The organism is Corynebacterium sp. HMSC14H10 (assembly GCF_001807105.1).
GTDB classification, from domain to species: domain Bacteria; phylum Actinomycetota; class Actinomycetes; order Mycobacteriales; family Mycobacteriaceae; genus Corynebacterium; species Corynebacterium jeikeium_D.
The window spans coordinates 26,173-49,646 of the sequence record NZ_KV787435.1 but is presented as its reverse complement, the minus strand read 5'-3'; the positions used below and the strand labels follow the sequence as shown (position 1 = coordinate 49,646).

Genomic DNA, 23,474 nt, shown 5'->3' with positions numbered 1-23,474 from the left:
ACTTCGGTACTGGCGGTGACACAAAGTAGAGTGTTAGGTCATGACTACTTCTGGTGATTCCGCGACTTCTAGCCCGCAGCAGCTTTTCGACGCCGCCACGGCATTGGCTGAGGAAAACAACCTCTGGGAAGCAGCCCTAACTCTGATGCAGGGGTTCGAGGAACTCGGCGACAAGGCTGATGCCCCGCAGACCGACAGTCTGGGGCGCCCCATCCGTGGCTCTGCACCAAAGCTGATGGACAAGGCCGCGGATTGGTTGGATCTGCTGGATAACCTGGAAAAAGACGGCTTCGAGCCGACCGCGGACACCCCACCGCGCCACTTGCGCTGGGCGATGTGGCACACCTTGAACGGCCAGGCAGAGATTCGTCGAGGACATCAGGGGCGCGCCATTGATCACCTGGAGTTAGCGGCGGGACTTTTCCAGTCCGACAAGCTCAATATCCAGGCCGTGCCTCTGCTTGCACAAATTGCACAGTGCCACCTGCATTTGGGCGATGTCGGTGCTGCGGAGAAGGCGCTTTACCGCGCACAGGAAACCTGTGATGAGCAATCACGGGAGCGCTGGGGGTCGGCACTAAGCGAGATTGGGGCAGAGATTGCCCGTCGCCTGTAGGCGAAGCTACGAGGCGAAACCGGGGCTGATTCAGCTACTGCTCGTCGAAGTCGAGTCCGACATCGAACACCTTGGCCGAGTGGGTCAGCGCGCCCACAGCCAGGTAATCGACACCACAGGACGCGTACTCACGAGCCACATCGATGGTCAGTCCACCAGAGGACTCCAGCTGGGTGGCCGGAGAAATCTGCGAGCGGCGCTGCACCGCGATCTGGGTCTCCCAGACCTCGAAGTTGTCCAGCATGACGATGTCCGGCTTCATCGGCAGGATTTCATCGAGCTGTGCGAGGGTATCGACTTCCACCTCGCACGGCAGCTCCGGATACTGAGCCCGCACCCTCTTCAACGCACCGGACACGGAACCGACGGCCACCACGTGGTTGTCCTTAATCAGTGCCTCATCGCCCAATGCATAGCGGTGGTTAATTCCACCACCGCAGGTCACCGCATACTTTTCCAGGTTGCGCAGACCCGGCAGTGTCTTTCGGGAATCTCGCACCCGCGCACCGGTGCCAACGATTGCGTCAGCCCACTGGCGCGTCGCAGTAGCTACACCACTGGCGTGCGTGAGGATATTCAGCATTGTCCGCTCAGCAGTCAGCAACCCCCGAGTCGGCGCAGAAATCGTTGCCAGCACTGTGCCAGGACGCACCAGGGTGCCATCTTCAACGTGCTTTTCGACGGTGAACTCACCCGAGATGACCTCCTGCAGCGTCCACTCCACCGCATCGATAGCCGCGATAACGCCCTCTTGCCGGGCCACCAGCCGGGCGCGTGCCTGCGCAGCTGCCGAGACTGTCGACAGCGAGGTCACATCCGGCCCGAAGCTCATATCTTCCTGCAGTGCCGTCCGAATGAGTCCGCGGGTGATGTTTTCGTTCAGCACCCCGCGCAGAGTGTCCTTCTCAAGAGTCATGGCTAGCTAATCCCTGTCCTTTTCAAACCAAGTGTGGCACCCCAAAGTATATGGTCGTGCCAATGCCGCTTCGACAACTTTCCTTGCGGCTACGACCTGAACCGATTGCGGGAGCCGATCGATAACCGCCAAAGCCTGCCGCAAACTCTGCTCATTGCGCGTTACACCAGCACCTTCCTGCATCGCAGTCTGCAACCGGAAAAGCTGGCGCGGTTCCAGTTCCGGCCGTGGCTGCGGCAGGCCTTCAACCGCCGCTGCGAATTCCTCGTCCCCGACCGGCACAGCGTGTGTTTCAGCGACTTTTTCGGCCACCCGCTTGCCGACGACCAGTCCTTCCAGCAACGAATTGGAAGCCAACCTGTTGGCACCGTGCAGCCCCGTCGCGGAGCATTCACCGGCTGCAAAGAGACCCGGCACGCAAGTTGCACCGAATGGGTCGACGGCAATGCCACCACAGGTGTAGTGGACCGCCGGGGCCACGGGAATGAGGTCCTTGGTCGGATCAATCTCCGCTGCGGTCAGGCCCGCTGTAATCGTCGGAAAGCGGACGGCGAAGTTGTCGATGTGACGTGCGTCGAGGAAGACATGGTCCTCGCCGAGCTGGCGCATGCGAGTCGCGATGGCGCGCGAGACGATATCGCGCGGAGCCAGGTCCCCGCGAGGGTCAACGCCGGCGGTCACACTGTTTCCCCGGGAATCGACGAGGATGGCTCCTTCACCACGGACAGCCTCGCTGATGAGATGGCGTCGGCCGGTGCCGTCTGATGCCGAGCGCTCGTCATAGAGCACTGTCGGGTGGAACTGGATAAACTCCATGTCACGAATCTCCGCGCCAGCGTCGGAGGCCATGCCGATAGCCTCACCGCGGGCGCCCGAGGGCGCCGTGGTCGCGCGGTAAATATGCCCCACGCCACCGGTAGCCAGCAGAGTTGCACCTGCGCGAATAGCGCCGCCACCGCGGGGATCCGCTACCAGCGCCCCCAGCACGCGGCCGTCTTTGCCAACGATGAGCTGGCGCGCTGTAGCGTTCTGCAGTACTCGCACGCCGGTAACTGAGGCTTCTAGGGCGCGCTCAATTTCAGCACCAGTGGCGTCACCACCGGCATGAATGATGCGCCGCGCGTGGTGTCCGCCCTCTTTGGTGCGGGAATATACGGCCGGGTTATCCGGCGCCGGGTCAAATGTGCCGCCTAGCCCAATCAGCCACTCGGTCGCCGCAGCGCCGGCACGGATGATAGAAGCCACGGCCCCTTCATCGCAGTGGCCGGCACCGGCATCGATGGTGTCCGCGATATGGGAATCAGTGGTGTCGTCGAACCCATTGGCCACACGGCCGCTGGGGTCGTCGTCAAGCCCGACGACCGCGAGCCCGCCCTGTGCGAGATTCGTGGCGGCATCGGCGAAACGCAGCTGTTTGCGGGCACCGACCCGCCACTCGACGCTGTCGATAACCAGCACGTCGAGGCCGAGCTCAAGGGCCCTACGCGCAGCACTGAGCCCTGCGACTCCCCCGCCGATGACGAGGAAGTCACACGTCAGTGTCCAACTGTCGAATGATGGGCGCAGACCAAACGTGTTACTCGCCCCCGCCTGGATTACCGATGGCGATCATGCGCTCGACCGAGGCGCGCGCCTTGTCGGCGACCTCAGGGGCGACGTCGACCTCATCGGTGCCCTCAACGAGGCAGCGCAGCAGAGCCGCCGGGGTGATGAGCTTCATGTACGAGCAGGAAGCGCGGTCGTTGACTGGCTCAAAGTCGACATCCGGTGCGGCCTTGCGCAGCTGGTGGAGCATGCCCACCTCAGTGGCCACGAGCACCTTGCCGTTGGGCTCGTTCTCCTTCAGCTTCTGCGCCTCGGTCAGCATCTCGCCGGTGGAGAGCATCTGCACGCGCTCCGGCTCAATAGTGCCTTCACCCGCGAGGTAAATCGCAGAGTTCGCGCAACCGCACTCCGGGTGGATGAACAGCTGCGAATCGGCGTTCTCTTCCGCGCGGTGCGCGAGTTCCTCACCGTTGATGTTGGCGTGGACGTGGCACTCACCAGCCCATACCTTGATGTTGTCGCGGCCGGTCTCACGGCGAACGTGTGCGCCGAGGAACTGATCCGGGTTGAACAGGATCTCTTGGTCTTCCGGGATGGACTTGACCACGTCGACGGCGTTGGAGGAAGTACAGCAGATGTCGGTCAGAGCCTTTACGTCTGCCGTGGTGTTGACGTAGCTGACCACCAGTGCGCCGGGATTCTCAGCCTTCCACTCGGCCAGTTCGTCTGCAGTGATGGAGTCCGCCAGGGAGCAGCCGGCGCGCTCGTCCGGAATAAGGACAGTCTTCTCAGGGCTCAGAATTTTGGCGGTTTCCGCCATGAAGTGGACACCACAGAAAACGATGACATCGGCATCGGTTTCCGCAGCGATGCGGGAAAGCCCGAGGGAATCGCCGGTGTAATCGGCAATATCCTGAATCTCCGGCAGCTGGTAGTTGTGCGCAAGAATTACGGCATTGCGTTCGCGGGCGAGGCGCTTAATCTCCTGAGCCCAGCGCTCATCTGCAATTACGCCACCGTAGCGGCCATCTTTATCGACTACCGATTCGTACAGATCCGATTCAAGGCGCGGCAGGCTGGAAGCATTGGCCGCAAGGCTGGTATTCACGGAAAACTACGTCCTTACTTCAATGGGCTGTGGCTACGACCGGAGAAAACGCCGTCACCGTTACCGGCAACGATCCCCGGAGGCATTCGCAGCGGACTCAAACGGGCAAGTGCAAGAGACCTAAGCTCGCCACACAATATCGAAAATGCCCCTAAAACGGGGCGAATACCGGCATCGAGGACGAGCCTATTTCCCAAAATTGTAAGGCTTGTATAAGCCTATTTCCCAATAACTACCCCTGTTCAGTAGGAAGTAGTGCTTTACGACGGCCCCCGCGCAGAACCTCACTGTCTCACTTAGTGACCGAATCTGCGTCCGTAGCATTGTCCGCAGCGCTCTCGTTGCCTTCCGTGAAGTCCGTTTGGAACAACACCCGGGACCACAGTGCGAGCATGGCAACCAGTGGCGCGACCAGCAGTGCTACATAGGTTTTGAAGTCCGGAATCACCGCGAACTTATCGCCCGGCTGCATTCCCGCCAGATCCGGCTGGAGCAATGCCGCAACCGACTGACCGACAAGGTACGTCACTGCTGCGCTCATCAACGCGGAGAAACCTGCCCATCCAATTGCTGTGAGCATCTGTGCAGGGGTCGTGATGGCACGGTTTCGGAAGGTAGTGATTCCCAGCACCAGGCCGCTGAGGGCAGTGACAGCAACAAACCAGAGCAGCCCAATAAAACCAGCGTCAACGGTTTCCTGAATAATCGCTAGTTGGTTATTGGGGAGCATTTGCACTTGCTGCTTGGGTCGCAGAAACGCCCAGGCCACTCCCGTTATCGCTCCCGTTACAACGGAGAAGAGAACAATACCCGAGGCCATTGCCACGCTCTGCTTTTCAACGTGTGGGACTCGGGTATTTTTCATAGTCATAGTTGACAAACTTACCTCACGGCGCGCATCCAGTACTAGCGCGCCTGAACGGCGCACTTGCACAACCAGCACCTTTTATCGCTGCTCCAACATAACGGAGTCCACTTCGCCGTGGCGCGAGCACTTTGCAGTCCAGCCGTCCGGACGCACCTGCACCACCATCCGGCGCCCACAGAGCTGGCAGAACCGAGGCGCCTCCAGTCCAGCTTTTGCACCATAGGAGCGTTCGCGCACTTCACCAGCTTCGAGGTCGGCGCCGGTAAAAGGATCGAACTTGGGCTCATCTCCCAGCACCATGGCCTGGAGCAGCTCTGTGGAGTCGACTTTCTTACTCCGCGGCGAGCGCGGGCTAGATGTCCGAGGCTTAGACAGTTGCATTGAGGGCCTTAATTGGGAGTCGTACCTTGCCAAGCATGTCCAGATCCTGCTCCGCCGGACGGCCCAGAGTGGTCAGGTAATTACCGACAATGACAGCGTTGATACCGCCGAGCAGCCCCTTTTCTGCGCCCAGGTCGCCCAGGGTGAGCTCACGACCGCCAGCAAAACGCAGGATGGTCTTCGGCAGTGCCAGACGGAAGGCACCGATGGCACGCAGTGCGTCCTTGGCTGGCATCGGCTCGCGACCGGCGAACGGAGTGCCCGGGCGCGGGTCGAGGAAGTTCATCGGCACCTCGGTCGGGTTGAGGGCTGCCAGGTCCTGAGCGAACTCGGCACGCTGCTCAAGGGTCTCTCCCATACCCAGGATGCCGCCACAGCAGACCTCCATACCGGCTTCGCCGACCATGCGCAGGGTGTCATGGCGCTCTTCCCAAGTGTGGGTGGTCACGACCTGCGGGAAGTAGCTCTTGGCGGTCTCGAGGTTGTGGTTGTAGCGGTGAATACCAGCCTTGGCCAGGCGATCCACCTGCTCCTGCGTCAGAATGCCCATAGAGGCGGCCACATTAATGTCCACCTCTGCCTGAATGGCGGCGACAGCCTGTTCCATCTGGCTGAGCAGTCGCTCGTCCGGCCCCTTTACTGCAGCAACGATGCAGAACTCAGTCGCACCCGACTTTGCGGTCTGCTTAGCGGCGTCCACCAGCGCCGGGATATCCAGCCATGCCGAACGCACCGGGGACTCGAACAGACCCGACTGCGAACAGAAGTGGCAGTCCTCTGGGCAGCCGCCAGTCTTCAGCGAGATAATGCCTTCAACCTCGACCTCTTCGCCGCACCACTTCAAGCGCACCTCGTGAGCCAGCGCCAGCAGATCCTCGATGCTGTCGTCATCGAGATTGAGAACTGCCAGGGTCTCCTCATAGTTCAGCCCCTCACCGCGGCCGAGCACCTTTTCTCGGGCGAGTTCCAAAATGTCCTGCTGCTGTTGAGTCATGGGGGTGACGCTCCTTGAGGCTGGGGATAAAACTTGAACACCGTTTCAGAAGTTGTTCAGTTATCAAACTTAATACCGCAGCTACAGAATGTCGAACAGGGTTCAATTCCCGTCGTGTCGCGGATTTACGCTCCGCATCTCAGCCTTAAGGCATCTTCCAGATGATTCTTCTTTCGTCTACGGTAGGCAGTGTGCAATTGACCAAGGACATCATTGTCGACGCAGCTCTTACCATTCTCAACGAGTACGGACTCGGCGATCTCACGATCCGCCGCCTGACTCGCCACTTGGGTACCGCCGCTGGCGCAATGTACTGGCACTACCCTTCCAAGCAGGCACTGCTGGGTGCCGTCGCTGACCGCATCTTGGCTCCCTGCACAGAGTTTTCCGCCACCGGCGATTGGCGTGCCGACATCGAAGCCGTCGCCGAGCTGCTCTACTCCTGCCTCACCGCTCATCGGGATGGCGCCGAGGTCGTCTCGGCCGCACTCGCTACGGGCACCGCCACGATTCGCCCCGAACAACTGCTTGCCGACGCCCTGGAGAATGCACCCGAAACCTCCATTAACACCCCCTCAGCGGCTGATACCGCGTCTGTCCTCGTGTACTTCATTCTCGGTGCGACAGTCGACCAGCAGACAGCCATCGCGCTTGACCTGAACGGCGCCAAGGGCGTTTCCAACAAGGGCGACACCAGTGGCGAGAACGCCGATGATAAGGATCTTGAGGTCGAGACTTCCTCTGAAGATGCTGCTGCACAGGCAAAAGAGCTCGGCCGCCAGCGCATTGCACTGGGAACCGAGCTCTTTATCGCCGGAATTGCGGGGGTTGCGGGGACTAAGGGAATCGCAGGTCATTAAGCCCCGCTGGAGCAATCACACTCACGGTCAAGCCGCGGCGCTAGAGCACCAGAGCTGCTACCCAACCAGCTGCCAGCAGCGGCAGGTTGAAGTGCAGGAAGGTCGGAATAACCGAATCGCGAATGTGGTCGTGCTGCCCGTCGGCATTGAGACCCATCGTCGGGCCGAGCGTCGAGTCCGATGCCGGCGAACCAGCATCGCCCAGAGCACCTGCAGTACCAATGATGGCGACGGTAGCCATCGGCGAGAAGCCCAGCGATACACACAACGGCACATAGATGATGGCGATAATCGGCAGCGTCGAGAAGGACGAACCAATACCCATCGTGACCACCAGACCAACGACCAGCATGGCGAATGCAGCGGCAGGCTTGTTGCCCGCAAACAGCTCTGCAGTAGCGGTCACCAGCGGCTCGATCTGGCCGGACTCCGACATCACCGAGGCGAAGCCCTGTGCGGAAATCATGATGAAACCAATCAGGGCCATCATCTTCATACCGGCGGTGAACACGTCGTCCGCCTCACGCCAGCGCACGGCACCGGTGAGCATGAAGATTGCCAGACCAGTGAGTGCACCAATCAGCAACGGATCGGCATCGGTCTCCATAGAATTCATCACAATCTGGACGACGAAAGTCACCACGATTGCAACGAGAGCAACGATAACTCGGTACTTCGACACCGGTTCGTCAGACTGGGTTTCTGCGTGTGAGGACTGGGCAATCGGCCGATCTTCGTAATGCCGTGGCTTCCGGTAGGAGAAAAATACGGCAATGGCCAGACCGGCCAGCATGCCGAGAGCCGGGATGCCCATCGTCATCATGATGTTGATATTGGAAACATCAAGGCCAGCATTCTCGATGTTCCCCAGCAGGATGTCGTTCAGGAAGATAGAACCGAATCCGACCGGAACCCACATGTAGGTGGTGACCAAACCGAAGGTCATCACACTGGTAATCATTCGACGGTCGATGTTGAGGCGGTTAAATACCGGCAACAGCGGCGGAATAATCAGCGGGATAAACGCAATGTGAACTGGGATGAGGTTCTGCGACATGATCGCCATGGCCAAAATGCCGGCGACCATGCCCCACTTGGTCCATGCCTCTGCCTTAGATTTAGCGCCTTCATCCTCTGTGCCGATCTTGGCAATCAGCCAATCGGCCAGCAGTTTGGGCAGCCCGGAGGATGCCACTGCCATGGCAAAGGCACCCAGCATGGCATAGCTCAGGGCAATCTTCGCACCACCAGAGAGGCCTTCCTGGAAGGCAACCATTGTGGCATCGAGCCCCATACCGGCGGAAAGACCACCGACTAAGGCGCCAATAAACAGCGCTAGCACAACGTGTACCCGGCAGACTGCCAGGATTAGCATCACCAAAACGGCGAGAAGAACGGCATTCATAAGGAAAATATTAAGGCAACCTTAAGTATTTCCAGCAACCGGGGCTAGAAAGACTTCACCCCAAAATCTTTACCCCCGGCTAATGCGGCTAATCAATCGAGACGAGTCCCTGGCCGCCCTGCACTGCGTCGCCGACTTCAACATGAATAGAGCCGACGGTGCCTGCAGCCGGGGCCGTAATCTCGGTTTCCATCTTCATTGCCTCGAGAATGAGCAGCACCTCCCCAGCCTCAATCTTCTGGCCTTCCTCGACCAAAATCTTGCTGACCGAACCTGCCAGTGGCGCCACCACCGAATTGGCGGAGACACCCGAGACACTAGCGGTGGCCGGCTCAACGGAAGCGCTCGACGATCCACCCAACACGATGGGCGAAAGACGCTTGGGCTCCTCAACTACTTCAACGTCGACATCGTAGGCAATGCCGCCGACAGTCACTTTCAATTTCATGGCTCAACAATCCTCACGTAGCAAAAGTCAATGAGTCAGACTCAATTAAGTCGGTTATCGAAAATTTCCAACTAACGCAGGTTGCGCTGCTGCTGGATCTGGCGTCCCTGCGCAGCCCACGTCTTATGGCGGTTGTATCGAATTGCCTTCACCTTGCCGCGATTGCCCAGGTACGCAGACACCGCTGCCGAAATGGCGATGACAGTATCCTCGGGGATATCTGCGTCCACGCGTTTGCGCAGTTCAGCCAACTCGCTCTCTGCCTGATTCAGTCGTGCCGTGGCCTTCTGCAAGCTTGTCGAGGTCGCATCCAACCGGTCGGTCAGTTCAGCGACGAGCGCTCGCAGCTCCTTAATCTCACCGATGCCGTCAGACATTACTGTGGCCCCAATCCGTGCTTCTTGGCCGGGCGAACCTCGCGCTTGTTACGCAGAACCGACAGTGCGTCAGCCACACGCAGGCGGGTTTCCGCCGGGTCAATCACGTCGTCGACCAGTCCGCGCGAGGCGGCGACATACGGCGTCGAGAAGCGTGTCTTGTATTCGGCGATACGCTCGTCGCGCACGCGCGCCTGCTCTTCCTCGTCGCCCGCGGCGGCAATTTCCTTTCGGAAGACCACGTTGACCGCACCCTCTGCGCCCATCACCGCAATTTCCGCAGTCGGCCATGCGAATACGTAGTCCGCGCCGAGGTCCTTCGAGCACATCGCCAGGTACGCACCGCCGTAGGCCTTACGCATGACGACGGTCACCTTGGGCACAGACGCTGCGGAGTATGCGTAAAGCATCTTTGCGCCGTGGCGGATGATGCCGCCATGCTCCTGGGTGACGCCCGGCATAAAGCCAGGAACGTCAACCAGGGTGACCAGCGGGATGTTAAAGGCATTGCAGAAGCGGATGAACTTTGCGCCCTTGTCCGAGGAATTGATGTCCAGCACACCGGACATCACGTTCGGCTGGTTGGCGACAAAGCCCACGGTACGGCCCAAAACTCGACCAAAGCCGACAACCAGGTTGGTGGCAAAACCCGCCTGGCACTCGAGGAAATCGCCATTGTCGGCGATACGGATGATGACCTCGCGGACATCGTAGCCCTTCTTGCCATCGACGAGGACGATGTCGCGGAGCTCTGGATCCGGCTCGGCGTCGAATACCGGATCCACGATTGGTGGCTCTTCCGTGTTGTTCTGTGGCAGGAAGCTTAATAGCTTCTGCGCAATCAGGATGGCCTGCTCGTCATCGTCGGCAACGAAGTCAATATTGCCGGCCTTGGCCATGTGCGCATCAGCGCCACCGAGCTGCTCGGAGGTGACTTCCTCGCCGGTCACAGACTTAATAACGCCCGGGCCGGTGATGAACATCTGTGCCTTGCGAGTCTGAATGATGAAGTCGGTCAGCGCTGGCGAGTAGGCAGCGCCTCCAGCACATGGGCCTGCAATGATGGAAATCTGCGGCACCAGACCGGAAAGCCAGACATTGTTGTAGAAGACCTGGCCGTAGCCCGACAGAGAGTCAATCCCCTCTTGAATGCGAGCACCACCGGAGTCGTTGATAAACACGAACGGAGTGCCGTTGTCGGCAGCAGCGCGCATGGTGGCCGCAACCTTGCGGGACTGCGTTTCACCAGCGGAGCCACCCATGACCGTGAAGTCCTGGGAGGCCACGTGCACTGCCCGGCCGAGAACCGCGGCAGTGCCGGTGACCACGCCGTCGGCAGGCGCGTCGGCAGTATCCATGCCGAAGTCGGTGGTGCGGTGAGTCATGAACATCCCGGTTTCACGGAAAGTGCCCTCGTCGACGAAGTTGTCGATACGCTCGCGGGCAGTCATCTTCCCACGTTCGTGCTGCTTGGCCTGGCGGGCTTCACCGCCACCGGACTCAACACGGCGACGCTGAGCATCCAAATAATCCAGGCGCTCCGCCATCGAGGCATCGACGCCCGGCGCGACGGCATCCGCCGAATTCGGCTGGTTTGCTGAACTTTGCGACATTGCTATCTCTTCTCCCGATGTTCCTAGGCGGGTTCCACCTGGACGGTCTGCGAACGACCGCCAACGGTGACCTTGTAGCGAATTGGCTCGCGAATGGCATTGGCAGCACCTGAGGCCTGCTCCGCCTCGCGCTTGAGCTGTTCGGCAGTCTTACCGACGTTCTTCGGCCCTTCGCCGCGCGTGGTGAAGAATCCCGGTGCGACGGATGGGAACAGTGCGTTGGTCAGGACGTCCTCGGCGGTGCCGTTGTAACCGTCGAGCTCCTTGGCCTGCTCGACCAGGTCGTCCCACTCTGGCTCGAGGAGATCAGCCGGACGAACAGTGATTTCTTCCTTCTTAGTCTGTTCCGCTGCCTGCTTAATCAGCTCTGGGTTGCGCTCACCCGGGCACTGCCCGTAATAGCCGAGCATGAGGTCAGCGAACTCAGCCGTCATAACCTTGTAGCGTCCCATCAGCACGTTAAACACAGCTTGCGTGCCGACGATCTGCGAGCTCGGAGTCACCAGCGGCGGGTAACCGGCGTCCTTTCGGACAATCGGTACCTCACGCATAACCTCTTCGACGCGGTCACCCGCGCCTTGGGCCTTGAGCTGGTTTTCCATGTTCGACAACATGCCACCAGGAATCTGCGACATGAAAATGTCGGTATTGACCAGGGTTTTCGACTCGAACTCTGCGTACTTCGGACGCACCTTGCGGAAGTGGTCACGAATGGTGATCAGGTTATCCATGTTCAGGTCGGTGGTGTAGTCGGTTCCCTCCAACATTTCCACCAGCGACTCGGTCGGGTTGTGCCCCGGGCCCAGCGACATCGACGAAATTGCCGTGTCCACGACATCCGCACCAGCTTCGATGGCTTTCATCAAAGTCACCATCGTGACACCGGTGGTCGAGTGACAGTGGACGTTAATCTGGGTGTCCTCGCCGTAAGCTTCCTTGATGCCGCGGATGATGTCGTAAGCCGGCTGAGGTTTCAGCAGCGCTGCCATGTCCTTCAACGCAATGGAGTCCGCCCCCATATCCAGTAGACGACCAGCGAGCTTAACGTACCCGTCGACGTCGTGAAGCGGAGACGTCGTATAGCAGATCGTGCCCTGCGCGTGCTTGTCGACGTTCTTGACCGCGCGCATGGCGTGCTCGAGATTGCGTGGATCGTTGAGGGCGTCGAAAACACGGAATACGTCCATGCCGTTTTCAGCGGACTTTTCGACGAACTTGTCAACCACCATGTCCTCGTAGTGGCGGTAGCCGAGGAGATTCTGACCGCGCAGCAGCATCTGCAGGCGGCTGTTCGGCATCAGTTTGCGGAATGTCCGCAGTCGCTCCCAGGGGTCTTCGTTGAGGAAGCGAATGCAAGCGTCGAAGGTTGCGCCACCCCAGCACTCCACACTCCAAAAACCGGCCTTGTCCATTTCTTCACAGACATCGACCATGTCTTCCATAGCCATTCGCGTTGCCATGAGGCTCTGATGAGCGTCTCGGAACGCTACTTCCGTTACACCAATGGTTCGTGGACTCATAATTCCAAAAGTAAAGGCCTTTGGGAATCTTCGCGCGTTGGTGACCGCGAATATTGGTGATTCGGCGCCCGCCAAGGTGCGTTTAGAGTGTCAAATTGCCCACTTGCAGGGTTAAATACTTATTTTCACGCGAAGTTTATGCTCTTAATCGTTCGACTCGAATTTTTCCTTGGGGGTCGTTTTTGCGAAGTGCGCTCGACAGATGGGACGGATGGCGCGCCCACACGGGACCGAAAAAGGCTCATGTTTTTTACAAAACGGTTAAGGTAGTCACATGAACCAAGCAAATACAGTCGGCGATTATCAAGTATGGCCGGGTGAGCCTTACCCGCTCGGATCTACCTACGACGGCGCTGGCACCAACTTTGCACTCTTTTCCGACGTTGCGGAAAAGGTTGAGCTTTGTCTGATTAGCGCCGAAGGCGAAGAAACACGCATTGAGTTGGAAGAAGTCGATGCGCATATCTGGCACTGCTACATCCCGTCCATCATGCCGGGCCAGCGCTACGCCTACCGCGTACACGGCCCATTCGATCCGGCCAACGGTAAGCGTTGCGACCCCAACAAGCTGCTGGTCGACCCATACGCCAAGGCTTTCGACGGCGAATTCGACGGTCACCCATCACTGTTCAACTATGACATTCATGACCACTCGAAGCGCAACACCGAGGACAGCCTGGGACACACCATGACCTCCGTGGTCATCAACCCATTCTTCGACTGGGGCGCTGACCGCGCACCTCGCACGCCGTACAACGAGACCGTGATTTACGAAGCCCACGTCAAGGGCATGACCATGACTCACCCGGATATCCCGGAGGAGCTACGTGGTACCTATGCCGGTCTCGCGCATCCGGCGATTATTGACTACCTCAAGGACCTTGGTGTCACGGCTATCGAACTGATGCCGGTCCACCAGTTCCTCCAGGACGACCACCTGCGCGAAAAGGGGCTGCGCAACTACTGGGGCTACAACACCTTCGGCTTCCTGGCACCGCACCAGGACTACTCGGCTTCCCAAAAGCCAGGTGGCGCAGTCAGCGAGTTCAAGGGCATGGTGCGCGCATTTCACGATGCGGGCATTGAGGTCATCCTCGACGTGGTCTACAACCACACCGCCGAGGGCAACCACATGGGCCCAACCATCTGCTTCCGAGGCATCGACAACGAGGCCTACTACCGCCTGGTCGAAGGCGATCGCCAGCACTACATGGACTACACCGGTACCGGTAACTCCCTCAATGTGCGCCACCCGCACTCCCTGCAGCTGATTATGGATTCGCTGCGTTACTGGGTCTCCGAGATGCATGTCGACGGCTTCCGCTTCGATTTGGCCTCCACCTTGGCTCGAGAATTCCACGATGTCGATCGCCTCTCCGCCTTCTTTGACTTGGTGCAGCAGGATCCGATTGTCAGCCAGGTCAAGCTCATCGCAGAGCCGTGGGATGTCGGCGAAGGCGGCTACCAGGTCGGCAACTTCCCACCGCAGTGGACTGAATGGAACGGTAAGTACCGTGACACTATTCGCGACTTCTGGCGCGGTGAGCCATCCACGCTCGGCGAGTTCGCTTCACGTATCACCGGTTCCTCGGACCTGTATGCAAACAATGACCGCCGCCCAACTGCGTCGATTAACTTCGTGACCGCGCATGACGGTTTCACCCTCAACGACTTGGTCAGCTACAACGAGAAGCACAATATGTCCAACGGCGAGGACAACCGCGATGGCGAGTCCCACAACCGTTCGTGGAACTGCGGTGTGGAAGGCCCGACCGACGACGAGCGCATCATTTCGCTGCGCGCCCGCCAGCGTCGTAACTTCCTGACCACTCTCCTGCTGTCCCAGGGCACTCCGATGATTAGCCACGGTGACGAAATGGGACGTGGCCAGAAGGGCAACAACAACGTCTACTGCCAGGACAACCGTTTGGCCTGGGTCGACTGGAATCAGACTCGTACCAACTCTGAACTGGTCGAATACACCCAGTTCCTGACTGAGCTGCGTGCGGAGCACCCAGTCTTCCGACGCCGCCGGTTCCTGCGCGGTGGCCCGCTCGGTGCGGAAACCGACGATCGTGACATTGCCTGGCTGACCTATGAGGGTCGTGTCATGACGACCGATGACTGGAACTTCGACTTCGGCAAGTCGTTGATGGTCTGGCTCAACGGCGATGCCATCACTGAGCCTGATCGCCGAGGTCACAGGATTGAAGATGACTCCTTCCTGCTGTGCTTCAACGCCCACCACGAAGACATCATGTTCCAAATTCCGGGCACCGAATACGCACACAGCTGGGAAGTCATCATCGACACCACAGAGATCACGGGTCGCCCGACCCGCGAGCGCATCGTTGAGCCAGAAGGCGAGCTCCGCGTGCCAGCCCGTTCTACCATCGTGCTGATCGAGCGGCACTAGCCGCATCCGCGTTGGGTGTAGGGGCCTGGGCCTGGGTTTGTTCCTACACAAAAATCCCCTGTCGGCGGAAGACTTTTCTTCCACTGACAGGGGATTTTTCGGCTCTGAGTTCAACTCAAAACAGGGTTTGGGTCAACACAGCACCGCGGGAGCCGAGCTGGCGTGAAGTCTTCTTACGCAGATGCGCGCATATTGAACTCCGCCTGAGAGTTCAACCAGTACTCCGGCTCGGTGTCAAAGTAGTCGGACAGTCGATTTGCGAGGTCAGTAGTGACCGCAGTGCGGCCGGTGCGAAAGCGCTCCAGAGTTGAGCTTGGCACGCCGATGGCAAGAGCCAGTCGGTAGATAGAGAGGTGTCGCGGCTCGAGGAAATTATCGTTCAAGATAGAACCAGGGTGCACAGGATGCGTGCTCAAAATGTTTACTCCTTATTTCATCGCTTCACTGGCATACGTTGTTTCCGCTTTGCCCTTCGCTTGAGCTCGAAAGCTCGAACGACCAGTTACCGCCGTTCGTCGAAAAGTATAAGGAGCGCCCGCTCAAAATGCATCCGGACATTTAATCTCCCAAAACATGTGGTTTTCAGGGGTACAGACACCCCCACTGTCCGAACACTCCATAAATATTCCTATTTCTGTGGACATTTCCACATTGTCGGAAGCCACATGTACTCGGCGACAGCCGCAGGTACCGCAGCCTCTATGGGGCTCAATCCGCCATCGGCGCTACCATCTAGTGCATGACTACGACCACGCCATCCTCCGAGCCCGCCGTCGTCTTCGAGCTCACCGGCGACACGGTGACTATTACCGCAGATGGGCTCCACCTTACCCACACCATCAACACGGCTAGCACCGCCCCCGCGAAGCCCCTCCCGCTTGCCGACGTTGCCGAGGTCGCATCGGCAAGTAAAAACGGTGTCTACACTCCGGCCAACCGCTTCTTCCCCGGCACGGTAGACCTCGGAGTAGCTTTGCCAAAGGCCCGTGTGATGTCTCATCGTCAGGCAGCAGCGCAGTTGCTGGCAGACCTCGTGGCGGAGATGGCCAAGAATCCGGAGTTCTACAACTCAGCAGATGCTTTTACTTCCACGTTGATGCCGTGGGTGGCACAGCGCGCGGCGGTCACCGAAGGCGTGAGTGTGGTTGAGGGCGCGGGCGACGTCGTAAAGCACTCTGTGCCTTTTGCACCGCTTCCTACTGGGGATGAGGTTGCGGTGTCAGACATCGCACCGTTTGCGGCGTTCGATGTAGAGACAGCGAACGAAGACACCGGCTCGATTATTCAGCTTGGTGTTGCGGTCGTGCGTGGCGGGAAGGTGACGGATCGTTATTCCTGGATGTGCCGTCCGCCAAAGGGGCTGGAGTATTTTGATGAAGCCAATGTCGCGATTCATGGCATCACAGCGGCGGATGTGGCCGGTGAGCCGTCATTTCCGGAGCAGCTGGCGAAGTTTGTTGACGTCGTTGGGGATTTGGACGTAGTTGCTCACAATGCGCGGTTTGATTTCACAGCCCTGTCGCGGGCGTGCTGGGCGGAAGGCATTCCAGCACCGAAGTTGAATTTTGCGTGTACTTATATGTGGGCTCGGCAGATGCAGTTGGGGCTGCCCAACTTGAAGCTGCCGACATTGGCGGAGGCCGCGGGGACGTCGCTGGAGAATCATCATGATGCGACGGCCGATGCGGTCGCATGTGCTGAGGTAGCGCTGTGGTTGATGGAGCAGCAGCGCGCAACATCGGTGGCTGATTTGAGCCAGAAGGTCTCGCTGAGCTTGGGCCAGATTGGCAGTGGACGAGTGCGGATGGTGCGCTATGACCCGGCTGGTGTCGCCAGCACTGGTGCCGGGACCAACGCGGGAACTGGTGCTGGTGCTGGTGCGCAGTCCGGCAGTTCCGCGCCGTCACGACGGCCGCGTCGCAATGCGAAATGGGATGCGGCCAAGACACCGGACACCATTCCAGACCCGAATCCGGACGCGGATCCAAGCGGCCTGTTGTACCAGCAGCGGGTGACACTGACCGGTGATTTTGCACCGTATGACAAGGGCTTTCTGTGGGACAAGATTGCCTTTGCAGGTGCGAATATCAATAAGGGTGTCACGAAGAAAACGACCATTTTGGTCGCCGGTCCGTGGGATTCGGTGACGTCGAAGGAGAAGAGGGCTCGACAGCTGCAGGCCGAAGGCCAGGAAATCCAGATCTGGACTGAGAAGGAGCTCTTCACCGCACTCGGGCTGAATCCGGAAGAGGATGGCGCGTCCGAAGCGGGAGACACTGCGGAAGGAACACCTAGCGCCAGCACCGGGGACAACTCCAGTGAGTCGGTTCCAATGTTTGGTTCCACTTCCCTGCCGGGCGATGACGGAATGCCACCCTTCTAGGCCACGTTCACGAGAAAAAATTCGCATTCGGACGGCGGGTGCAGACTCTGGGGCTAGCTGCTGCCACAGCGGTCAGGCAGCAGCTTTTCCTGGTGGGCGGTATAAAGGGGAACATGAGTCGCCGACCAATTACGTCCACCTACCGTCTCCAACTCCGTGGCCCCAAGGCCGACCCAAACGGGCGCGCTTTCACGTTCGCTGACGCGGCTGAACAGGTCGGCTACTTGGCAGACCTCGGAATTTCACACCTGTATCTGTCGCCTATCCTCACCGCCGTACCGGAGTCTAACCATGGCTACGATGTCATCGATCCGACGACAGTGAACCCGGAGCTCGGCGGCATGGAAGAGCTGCAGAAGCTCGCGCAGGTGGCGCACAAGGCCGGTCTGGGCATCATTATCGACCTGGTACCGAACCACCTCGGTGTTGAGGAGCCCAAGCTCAATGCCTGGTGGTGGGACGTTCTGACCTATGGCAAGGATTCTCAGTTCGAGCCATACTTCGATATCGACTGGCACGAGGACAACGGTGCCAACGGCAAGATGGGGTTGCCGATTCTGGGATCCCCGGAGGATATCGACAAGCTGGAGCTCGACACCTCTGGCGACGAGCCACTTCTGCGTTACTACGACAACACATTCCCGGTGCGCCCCGGCACCGAGGACGGCACCCCGCAGGAAGTACATGATCGCCAGGCCTATCGTCTGATGTACTGGAAGGACGGGGTCATTGGCTACCGTCGATTCTTCAGCGTCAACGGTCTGGCCGGCATCCGCCAGGAAAACCCGGTGGTATTCGAGCACACACACCGCATCATCCGCGAGCTGCTAGCTGCGGACATCATTGACGGTGTCCGCATTGACCACCCGGATGGCCTCAGCAACCCATTCGGATACCTCAGTGAGCTGCGCCGTCTACTCGGCGATGACAAGTGGCTGGTTATCGAGAAGATTCTGGGTGCCGAAGAGCCACTGGATCCGAGGCTCCAGGTTGACGGCACCACGGGTTACGACGCCCTGCGTGAGTTCGACAATGTCTTCGTCAACCGCGACTCCCGAGACGCCATGAGCATGTTGGCTCTGCAGCAGTCCGGCTCAACCTGGGACAAGACTGCCGTGCAGGCAACTGCGCAGGCTCTCAAGCACGATGTCGCGGCTCACGAGCTGGCTGCGGAGGTCCGTCGTCTAGCGCGCGCCCTGCGCCGCGATAACTGGTCTATCAGCGGTACCAGCGTCAGCGATGAGGTACTTATCGACACCATCTGCAAGCTGGTCGCTGCCATGCCTGTCTACCGTTCGGACTATGTCTCCCTGTCGCGAGTGGCTTCCACGGTCATTGGCGAAATGGCAGCGCGTTTCCCCTCGCGCGTCTTTGCTCTCGACCTCATTTCGGCAGGTTTAGTAGCCGGTGGTGAGGCCGCCACGCGGTTCGCGCAGGTCTGTGGCGCGGTCATGGCAAAGGGTGTCGAAGACACCACCTTCTACCGCGCCTGTCGCCTGATCAGCCTGAACGAAGTTGGCGGTGATCTCGGTCGCTACGGTATGTCGGCAGCGGAATTCCACCTGTTGCAGTCGGAACGTGCTCGCCTCTGGCCACGAACCATGACCACGCTGTCCACGCACGACACCAAGCGCGGCGAAGATGTCCGAGCCCGCATTCTCCAGCTCTCCGATGTCTCCGGCGACTGGGCTGAAAATGTTCGCAACTGGATGGCCATCACCCCCGCCCCGGACGATGCCACCGGCTACTTCCTGCTGCAGAACATCATCGGAGTCTGGCCGACCGACGGCGTAATTACCGATGAACTGCGCGAACGCCTCCACGACTACGCCATCAAGGCTATCCGCGAGGCAGATGTGCACACCTCCTGGACGGAGCCGGTCGAGGAGTTCGAACTCGGCATCCGCAGCTGGATTGACGCGCTTCTCGACGGCCCCCTGACCGACTCCATCACAGAGTTCGTCCGCTCCATTGCGCCCGCTGCCCTGACCACGTCTCTGTCGCGCAAGCTCCTCCAGCTTGTCGGCCCCGGCATCCCCGATACCTACCAGGGGACGGAGTTCACCGAGGACTCCCTGGTTGATCCCGACAACCGCCGCTTCGTCGACTATGATGCGCGCGTCGCGGCGCTGGATAAGGTTGCCCGCGATGAGGTCACGTCGGTGACTAAGAGTCCAGAGCACCCAGCTGAGCTGCCGGAGGACTTTACGGATGCCGATGCGGACGTCGCAAAGCTGATGGTGACTCACCACGGCGTGAAGCTGCGTGCGGAACGCCCGGAGTCCTTCGTTGGCGGTGCCTACCAGCCAGTATTCGCCGTTGGTGTGGGCGAGCGTCATCTGGTCGGCGCGGCGCGTGGACCGAAGGGCGAGCCCGAAGATGTTATCGCGCTGGTGACGCGCCGTCCGCTGGGACTGCAGCGCGAAGGCGGTTGGGGCGACACTACAGTGACACTTCCCAAGGGATTTTGGACCGACCGTTTCACCGGCCATACCTGGTCGGGCACCATCGCCGTGGCTTCTCTGTTCAGCTCCTTCCCAGTAGCACTGCTGGTACGCGAGGACGATGACGACTAATCGAATGAAGGATTCGCTTGCCGACGGTTCCCGCGATCAGACCCGCAAGGCTCAGTTGGCGGAGGATCGAGAGGTTACACGTGCGCTGCAGTCGAAGTACGACTCGTGGGCAACTCGGCACCCCACCGCCGCGCAGGACTTTGTCGATGCGATTAAAGAGATTCTCTCCGATGCCGGTTTGGCGTTTGACAATGTCACGGCGCGGGTGAAGTCTTTCCGCTCATTGCGGCAGAAGGCCCTGCGTCGTGAAGCGGATGGCAGCTACGTCTACCCTGACCCGTGGCACGGTATCCACGACATCATCGGTGTGCGTGTAACCACGTACCATTCGACGGAGATTCCCGCGATTATGGATGCGCTGGGAGATTCGCTGACTGTGCTGCGTAGGATTGACAAAACCGCGGAGACACGAATCAGCGGCCGGTTGGGATACGGCTCCCAGCACTTGATCTGCAAGGTGTCGACGGCGGCGCCGTCAGAGCTAGCTCCATATGCGGATATGCAGTTTGAGGTGCAACTGCGCACTGTGCTGCAGCATGCGTGGGCGGAATTTGAGCACGATATTCGCTATAAGGCCCCTGAGGGAGCGACAGACCCGCGGATTGATCGAGCTTTTGCGCTGGCCGCTGGCCTTATTGAGCTCGCGGATCAGCAGTTCGACCAAGTCGTTGCCGTGCTGGAGGAATCCACGCCGGACGATTCCGCGCAGGGAGAGGGCAAACAGCCCTCAGCTCCGGCAAAGACCACAGCCGATGACATTGTGGTGACTGAGGAAACCCTACCCGGCGTGCTGACGATGCTGCTTCCAGATGCGCCCCGATCGAAATCAGAACATTACGGCTGGGCAGAAGAACTGCTGGAGCGCAATGGCATTCGCACTGTCGGGCAGCTGCGAGAGCTACTTAATCCACAGCGCCTCAGTGCGGTAAGCAAGGCCATGAAGTACCGCTTTAACCCAGGCCATGTGCGTGTTATCGATGACCTACTACTAGCGGCTCGCGGTGAAAAGCACATCAAGGCCACTGCAGATACCAGCCATAACCCGAAGCGTCGACCAGCCCGTTTGCGCGCACGGTTGCAGCAACTAGCGGAGGCCGGGATGCCTATGAGCGACGTCCCCGAAGACGATCGAGCTGACGGCGATCGCGCTTCGTAGGCCGCCCGGCACCGCGATCGCGCATCGGCATCGATGCGAGAATCTCCCTCGGAGGCGGTGGCGGAGAGTGGTCGATATAGCACTGCCTGGCCACCGGAGCTCCGACCCGCTTCTTCACCGTCTTGGTGACCTCAACAATGTGTTCGCGGTGGTTTGCCCACAGTCGCACTCTGTCCCCTGGGACGACCAGAACTGAGGGTTTCACGGCTTCGCCGTTGACTTTGACGTGGCCGCCACGGCACGCATCTGCGGCCAATGAGCGAGTTTTCAGCAACCTGACCGCCCAAATCCAGGCATCGATACGCACTGGTTCGGTAGACAATTGCTGCTGAGCAGGCATTTACTGCGGATCCTTGTAGTTCACAATCCGCTGAACCTTTTGCCAATTGAGAAAACCACCGACCAGGCCGACTACTGCCAGGATGAGGAATAGGGACATGCTTCCGGCTAGAAGTCCGAGCACTGCACCGCCGACGACACCGCTGCCTGCCCATACAACGGCATTGCGGGAGTACTTTCGCACCGCGTTCTTACGGAGCTCAATGGGGTTCTGAGGTTGGGGCTGAAGATAGCTCATGGAGTACATATTAGAGCGTTCTGGTCGCCCTGACGCATCGCATAGGTCGATAGGGCGTACAATTCGGGAAAAATTTCTACAGCTATAGCAAACCTGCTAGATATTCCTATTTGGGTAGGTAATTAACACAATGGCGTAGGTTGATTGCTAGTGTTAGTCCTATGACAGAAACTGTCCGCCCCCGCCACCGCATGGTCGACCGCGTTGCGGCGATCCTCGAACTCGTTGCGCGCTCTAACGAAGGTCTAACCCTCACTGACATCGCCCACACGCTGAACTATCCGCTCAGTACCACGCAGGGCCTTGTCAACGGTCTGACTGTGACAGGTTACCTTGACGAGTCCAACAAGCGTTACACGCTCGGCATGGCGCCGTTTCTGCTCAATGTCATGGCCGGTCGTCGCATGGTCAACGTTCCGACGGCTGAGCTCGAGGCGATTCACAACGAAACTGGCTTGATTACCGTGCTGGCACTGCCGGTTGGTGGCAAGCTTTTCTACCTCAAAACCGTCGGTGAATCCATGCGCTACCAGTACCTGACGGAGAACTTCCTGCCGCGCTCGCTGTTGCGCACCTCTGCAGGTTGGGTTTTGATGAGTCGGTTTGAAAAGCGCGAACTGTGGTCCTACCTGAACTCCGCGCGGCCGGAAGACCAGGTCTATGTGGATGATTTCCTCCGCCAGGCCGGGGAAATCGCAGAGACCGGCGTCTGTGCTGCCCCGGGTATTGCCGAAGGCGGTGGCGTTGACGGTGTCTCTATCGCAGTGGAGGAAGACGGTGCTACTGTCGCGGCAGTCTGCGTTTTCGGTCGGCCAGAAAAGATTGCGGAAAATAAGGACGAACTGGTGGAAATTCTCAAGCGCCATCGCGGCGCACACAACGGCGAGGAATCCCCGAACCAGGGTTAGCGGCTGTTAAGCGCGCAGCTCCCACCAGATTTCGCCACCGTCCGTAGACGGCTCGCTAGCTCCCTTAGTCAGCGCCTGCATTTCGCCGTCAAGCTGGGCAATCCCCTCGGCAGTCACCGCGATCGAAAACTCCACGTTCTGGCCCCACCGCGTTTCCACGATCTCATAACCACGAGCACGCAATTCCGCTTCGATGCGACCGGCATCTGCGGCGGAGACACTCACTACCCTCAAGGCTCTTTGCACGCGCCGCATGCGCGTGACTTTTTCTAGACACTCTAAGACCGAATCCGAATAGGCCCTCACAAGCCCACCCGTGCCCAATTTGATGCCGCCAAAATAGCGGATCACTACGGCGGTGACATTCGTCATTCCAGAGCCCTGGAGCACATCGAGCATCGGGCGCCCTGCCGTGCCACCAGGTTCACCGTCATCTGAAGATCGCTCCACCCGATTCCCTCCGACGACCTCATGAATGTATGCGCTGCAGTGGTGGCGAGCATCCGGGTACTCCGCCTTGGCCAAATTGATGACCTCTCGGGCGCTGTCTTCGTCGTCGGCACGCGCGATCCACGTAATGAAGCGAGATTTCTTAATCTCGATTTCATTCGTGACGATGTCACCGCCGGCGGGGACAATCAGCTCGATGTCACGCTGATTCTGCGTCGCTTCGGTCGAAGTGGATGGCTCGGTGGTCATAGTGTCCATTGTTGCCTATGGGCTTAGTGCACACCCAATCACCGCCGCTCGGTACTTTTCTCGACCTCACCTTTGACTCCCCTCGAATCCGCGGTGTTCGAAAACGGT

22 protein-coding genes are annotated in these 23,474 nt (G+C 59.3%); 7 read left to right on the top strand and 15 right to left on the bottom strand.

The genetic code is table 11. The features are described 5' to 3' along the window. Nucleotides 1–40 precede the first annotated feature (40 nt). Entirely contained in the window at nucleotides 41–616 is a 576-nt protein-coding gene (locus HMPREF3135_RS07405) for a hypothetical protein (protein WP_048734664.1), read from the top strand. Between the two features lie 34 nt (nucleotides 617–650). Here HMPREF3135_RS07405 and nadC read toward each other — a convergent pair whose 3' ends face one another. The 6 genes from nadC to bioB form a co-directional block, all read right to left on the bottom strand. After that, the gene (nadC, locus tag HMPREF3135_RS07400; RefSeq protein WP_048734667.1) at nucleotides 651–1,532 is read right to left on the bottom strand and encodes a carboxylating nicotinate-nucleotide diphosphorylase; all 882 of its coding nucleotides are present in this window, start codon (nucleotides 1,530–1,532) and stop codon (nucleotides 651–653) included. Between the two features lie 6 nt (nucleotides 1,533–1,538). Then, nucleotides 1,539–3,050, bottom strand: coding sequence for an L-aspartate oxidase (locus tag HMPREF3135_RS07395; protein ID WP_246816228.1), 1,512 nt, complete (start codon nucleotides 3,048–3,050; stop codon nucleotides 1,539–1,541). A 58-nt stretch (nucleotides 3,051–3,108) separates the two neighbouring features. Further along, nucleotides 3,109–4,131: a quinolinate synthase NadA gene (gene nadA, locus HMPREF3135_RS07390; RefSeq protein ID WP_246816227.1), complete on the bottom strand. Its 1,023-nt coding sequence runs from the start codon at nucleotides 4,129–4,131 to the stop codon at nucleotides 3,109–3,111. A 346-nt stretch (nucleotides 4,132–4,477) separates the two neighbouring features. Beyond that, on the bottom strand, nucleotides 4,478–4,915 hold the full coding sequence (locus HMPREF3135_RS07385; RefSeq protein ID WP_246818323.1) for a hypothetical protein: 438 nt from the start codon (nucleotides 4,913–4,915) through the stop codon (nucleotides 4,478–4,480). Nucleotides 4,916–5,131: 216 nt separating this feature from the next. Then, on the bottom strand, nucleotides 5,132–5,434 hold the full coding sequence (locus HMPREF3135_RS07380) for a biotin synthase auxiliary protein BsaP (protein WP_016422960.1): 303 nt from the start codon (nucleotides 5,432–5,434) through the stop codon (nucleotides 5,132–5,134). Continuing rightward, nucleotides 5,421–6,428: a biotin synthase BioB gene (bioB, locus tag HMPREF3135_RS07375; RefSeq protein WP_049190419.1), complete on the bottom strand. Its 1,008-nt coding sequence runs from the start codon at nucleotides 6,426–6,428 to the stop codon at nucleotides 5,421–5,423. Before bioB ends, HMPREF3135_RS07380 begins: the two co-directional genes overlap by 14 nt. Before the next feature lie 161 nt (nucleotides 6,429–6,589). Here bioB and HMPREF3135_RS07370 point away from each other — a divergent pair, with 161 nt between their 5' ends. Next, entirely contained in the window at nucleotides 6,590–7,288 is a 699-nt protein-coding gene (locus HMPREF3135_RS07370; RefSeq protein WP_246818322.1) for a TetR family transcriptional regulator, read from the top strand. Nucleotides 7,289–7,328: 40 nt separating this feature from the next. On the opposite strand, the gene HMPREF3135_RS07365 is transcribed toward HMPREF3135_RS07370, so the two are convergent. The 5 genes from HMPREF3135_RS07365 to HMPREF3135_RS07345 all read right to left on the bottom strand — a co-directional run bounded on the left by HMPREF3135_RS07365 (nucleotide 7,329) and on the right by HMPREF3135_RS07345 (nucleotide 12,651). After that, a complete protein-coding gene (locus HMPREF3135_RS07365) occupies nucleotides 7,329–8,693 on the bottom strand; it encodes a Na+/H+ antiporter family protein (RefSeq protein ID WP_016422963.1) in 1,365 nt (454 codons plus the stop codon). Nucleotides 8,694–8,781: 88 nt separating this feature from the next. Beyond that, complete coding sequence (locus HMPREF3135_RS07360; protein ID WP_016422964.1) at nucleotides 8,782–9,141, bottom strand: biotin/lipoyl-containing protein; 360 nt, start codon at nucleotides 9,139–9,141, stop codon at nucleotides 8,782–8,784. Nucleotides 9,142–9,212: 71 nt separating this feature from the next. Further along, nucleotides 9,213–9,518, bottom strand: a complete 306-nt coding sequence (locus tag HMPREF3135_RS07355) for a hypothetical protein (RefSeq protein WP_016422965.1) — start codon at nucleotides 9,516–9,518, stop codon at nucleotides 9,213–9,215. Next, nucleotides 9,518–11,131, bottom strand: coding sequence for an acyl-CoA carboxylase subunit beta (locus HMPREF3135_RS07350; RefSeq protein ID WP_070438938.1), 1,614 nt, complete (start codon nucleotides 11,129–11,131; stop codon nucleotides 9,518–9,520). The genes HMPREF3135_RS07355 and HMPREF3135_RS07350 overlap by 1 nt, the downstream gene beginning before the upstream one ends. Before the next feature lie 23 nt (nucleotides 11,132–11,154). Further along, a complete protein-coding gene (locus HMPREF3135_RS07345) occupies nucleotides 11,155–12,651 on the bottom strand; it encodes a methylmalonyl-CoA carboxytransferase subunit 5S (protein ID WP_070438935.1) in 1,497 nt (498 codons plus the stop codon). A gap of 274 nt (nucleotides 12,652–12,925) precedes the next feature. On the opposite strand from HMPREF3135_RS07345, the gene glgX reads away from it, so the two are divergent. Then, nucleotides 12,926–15,067, top strand: coding sequence for a glycogen debranching protein GlgX (gene glgX, locus HMPREF3135_RS07340; RefSeq protein ID WP_069359176.1), 2,142 nt, complete (start codon nucleotides 12,926–12,928; stop codon nucleotides 15,065–15,067). A 173-nt stretch (nucleotides 15,068–15,240) separates the two neighbouring features. Here glgX and HMPREF3135_RS07335 read toward each other — a convergent pair whose 3' ends face one another. Then, nucleotides 15,241–15,483, bottom strand: a complete 243-nt coding sequence (locus HMPREF3135_RS07335; protein WP_005510305.1) for a HigA family addiction module antitoxin — start codon at nucleotides 15,481–15,483, stop codon at nucleotides 15,241–15,243. Between the two features lie 323 nt (nucleotides 15,484–15,806). On the opposite strand from HMPREF3135_RS07335, the gene HMPREF3135_RS07330 reads away from it, so the two are divergent. From HMPREF3135_RS07330 to HMPREF3135_RS07320, 3 genes are all read left to right on the top strand, one after another. Continuing rightward, the gene (locus HMPREF3135_RS07330) at nucleotides 15,807–17,450 is read left to right on the top strand and encodes an exonuclease domain-containing protein (RefSeq protein ID WP_070438932.1); all 1,644 of its coding nucleotides are present in this window, start codon (nucleotides 15,807–15,809) and stop codon (nucleotides 17,448–17,450) included. Nucleotides 17,451–17,563: 113 nt separating this feature from the next. Beyond that, complete coding sequence (treY, locus tag HMPREF3135_RS07325; protein ID WP_016422970.1) at nucleotides 17,564–20,026, top strand: malto-oligosyltrehalose synthase; 2,463 nt, start codon at nucleotides 17,564–17,566, stop codon at nucleotides 20,024–20,026. Next, nucleotides 20,016–21,182, top strand: a complete 1,167-nt coding sequence (locus HMPREF3135_RS07320; RefSeq protein ID WP_049193989.1) for a GTP pyrophosphokinase — start codon at nucleotides 20,016–20,018, stop codon at nucleotides 21,180–21,182. The genes treY and HMPREF3135_RS07320 overlap by 11 nt, the downstream gene beginning before the upstream one ends. Here the strand turns inward: HMPREF3135_RS07320 and HMPREF3135_RS11170 are convergent. Together HMPREF3135_RS11170 and HMPREF3135_RS07315 are read right to left on the bottom strand one after the other, a co-directional pair. Beyond that, nucleotides 21,130–21,522, bottom strand: a complete 393-nt coding sequence (locus tag HMPREF3135_RS11170; protein WP_016422972.1) for an RNA-binding S4 domain-containing protein — start codon at nucleotides 21,520–21,522, stop codon at nucleotides 21,130–21,132. The genes HMPREF3135_RS07320 and HMPREF3135_RS11170 overlap by 53 nt on opposite strands. Beyond that, nucleotides 21,523–21,759 carry a hypothetical protein gene (locus HMPREF3135_RS07315; RefSeq protein WP_172620238.1) on the bottom strand — a complete coding sequence of 79 codons (237 nt, stop codon included), beginning with the start codon at nucleotides 21,757–21,759 and terminating at the stop codon, nucleotides 21,523–21,525. Nucleotides 21,760–21,920: 161 nt separating this feature from the next. On the opposite strand from HMPREF3135_RS07315, the gene HMPREF3135_RS07310 reads away from it, so the two are divergent. Beyond that, nucleotides 21,921–22,667 (top strand): helix-turn-helix domain-containing protein, encoded by a 747-nt coding sequence (locus tag HMPREF3135_RS07310; RefSeq protein ID WP_016422973.1) that lies wholly within the window; start codon nucleotides 21,921–21,923, stop codon nucleotides 22,665–22,667. A 6-nt stretch (nucleotides 22,668–22,673) separates the two neighbouring features. Here the strand turns inward: HMPREF3135_RS07310 and HMPREF3135_RS07305 are convergent, their stop codons facing one another. Then, the gene (locus tag HMPREF3135_RS07305; protein WP_246818321.1) at nucleotides 22,674–23,366 is read right to left on the bottom strand and encodes a YigZ family protein; all 693 of its coding nucleotides are present in this window, start codon (nucleotides 23,364–23,366) and stop codon (nucleotides 22,674–22,676) included. Nucleotides 23,367–23,474 lie beyond the last annotated feature (108 nt).

Coding starts and splice junctions, on each gene's coding strand:
- HMPREF3135_RS07345 (WP_070438935.1), bottom strand. CDS start 12,651: ATGAGTCCACGAACCATTGGTGTAACGGAAGTAGCGTTCCGAGACGCT.
- glgX (WP_069359176.1), top strand. CDS start 12,926: ATGAACCAAGCAAATACAGTCGGCGATTATCAAGTATGGCCGGGTGAG.
- HMPREF3135_RS07380 (WP_016422960.1), bottom strand. CDS start 5,434: ATGCAACTGTCTAAGCCTCGGACATCTAGCCCGCGCTCGCCGCGGAGT.
- nadC (WP_048734667.1), bottom strand. CDS start 1,532: ATGACTCTTGAGAAGGACACTCTGCGCGGGGTGCTGAACGAAAACATC.
- HMPREF3135_RS07385 (WP_246818323.1), bottom strand. CDS start 4,915: ATGCTCCCCAATAACCAACTAGCGATTATTCAGGAAACCGTTGACGCT.
- HMPREF3135_RS07370 (WP_246818322.1), top strand. CDS start 6,590: ATGATTCTTCTTTCGTCTACGGTAGGCAGTGTGCAATTGACCAAGGAC.
- HMPREF3135_RS07320 (WP_049193989.1), top strand. CDS start 20,016: ATGACGACTAATCGAATGAAGGATTCGCTTGCCGACGGTTCCCGCGAT.
- HMPREF3135_RS07405 (WP_048734664.1), top strand. CDS start 41: ATGACTACTTCTGGTGATTCCGCGACTTCTAGCCCGCAGCAGCTTTTC.
- HMPREF3135_RS11170 (WP_016422972.1), bottom strand. CDS start 21,522: ATGCCTGCTCAGCAGCAATTGTCTACCGAACCAGTGCGTATCGATGCC.
- HMPREF3135_RS07365 (WP_016422963.1), bottom strand. CDS start 8,693: ATGAATGCCGTTCTTCTCGCCGTTTTGGTGATGCTAATCCTGGCAGTC.
- HMPREF3135_RS07350 (WP_070438938.1), bottom strand. CDS start 11,131: ATGTCGCAAAGTTCAGCAAACCAGCCGAATTCGGCGGATGCCGTCGCG.
- treY (WP_016422970.1), top strand. CDS start 17,564: ATGAGTCGCCGACCAATTACGTCCACCTACCGTCTCCAACTCCGTGGC.
- HMPREF3135_RS07305 (WP_246818321.1), bottom strand. CDS start 23,366: ATGACCACCGAGCCATCCACTTCGACCGAAGCGACGCAGAATCAGCGT.
- HMPREF3135_RS07360 (WP_016422964.1), bottom strand. CDS start 9,141: ATGAAATTGAAAGTGACTGTCGGCGGCATTGCCTACGATGTCGACGTT.
- HMPREF3135_RS07330 (WP_070438932.1), top strand. CDS start 15,807: ATGACTACGACCACGCCATCCTCCGAGCCCGCCGTCGTCTTCGAGCTC.
- HMPREF3135_RS07355 (WP_016422965.1), bottom strand. CDS start 9,518: ATGTCTGACGGCATCGGTGAGATTAAGGAGCTGCGAGCGCTCGTCGCT.
- bioB (WP_049190419.1), bottom strand. CDS start 6,428: ATGACTCAACAGCAGCAGGACATTTTGGAACTCGCCCGAGAAAAGGTG.
- HMPREF3135_RS07315 (WP_172620238.1), bottom strand. CDS start 21,759: ATGAGCTATCTTCAGCCCCAACCTCAGAACCCCATTGAGCTCCGTAAG.
- HMPREF3135_RS07310 (WP_016422973.1), top strand. CDS start 21,921: ATGACAGAAACTGTCCGCCCCCGCCACCGCATGGTCGACCGCGTTGCG.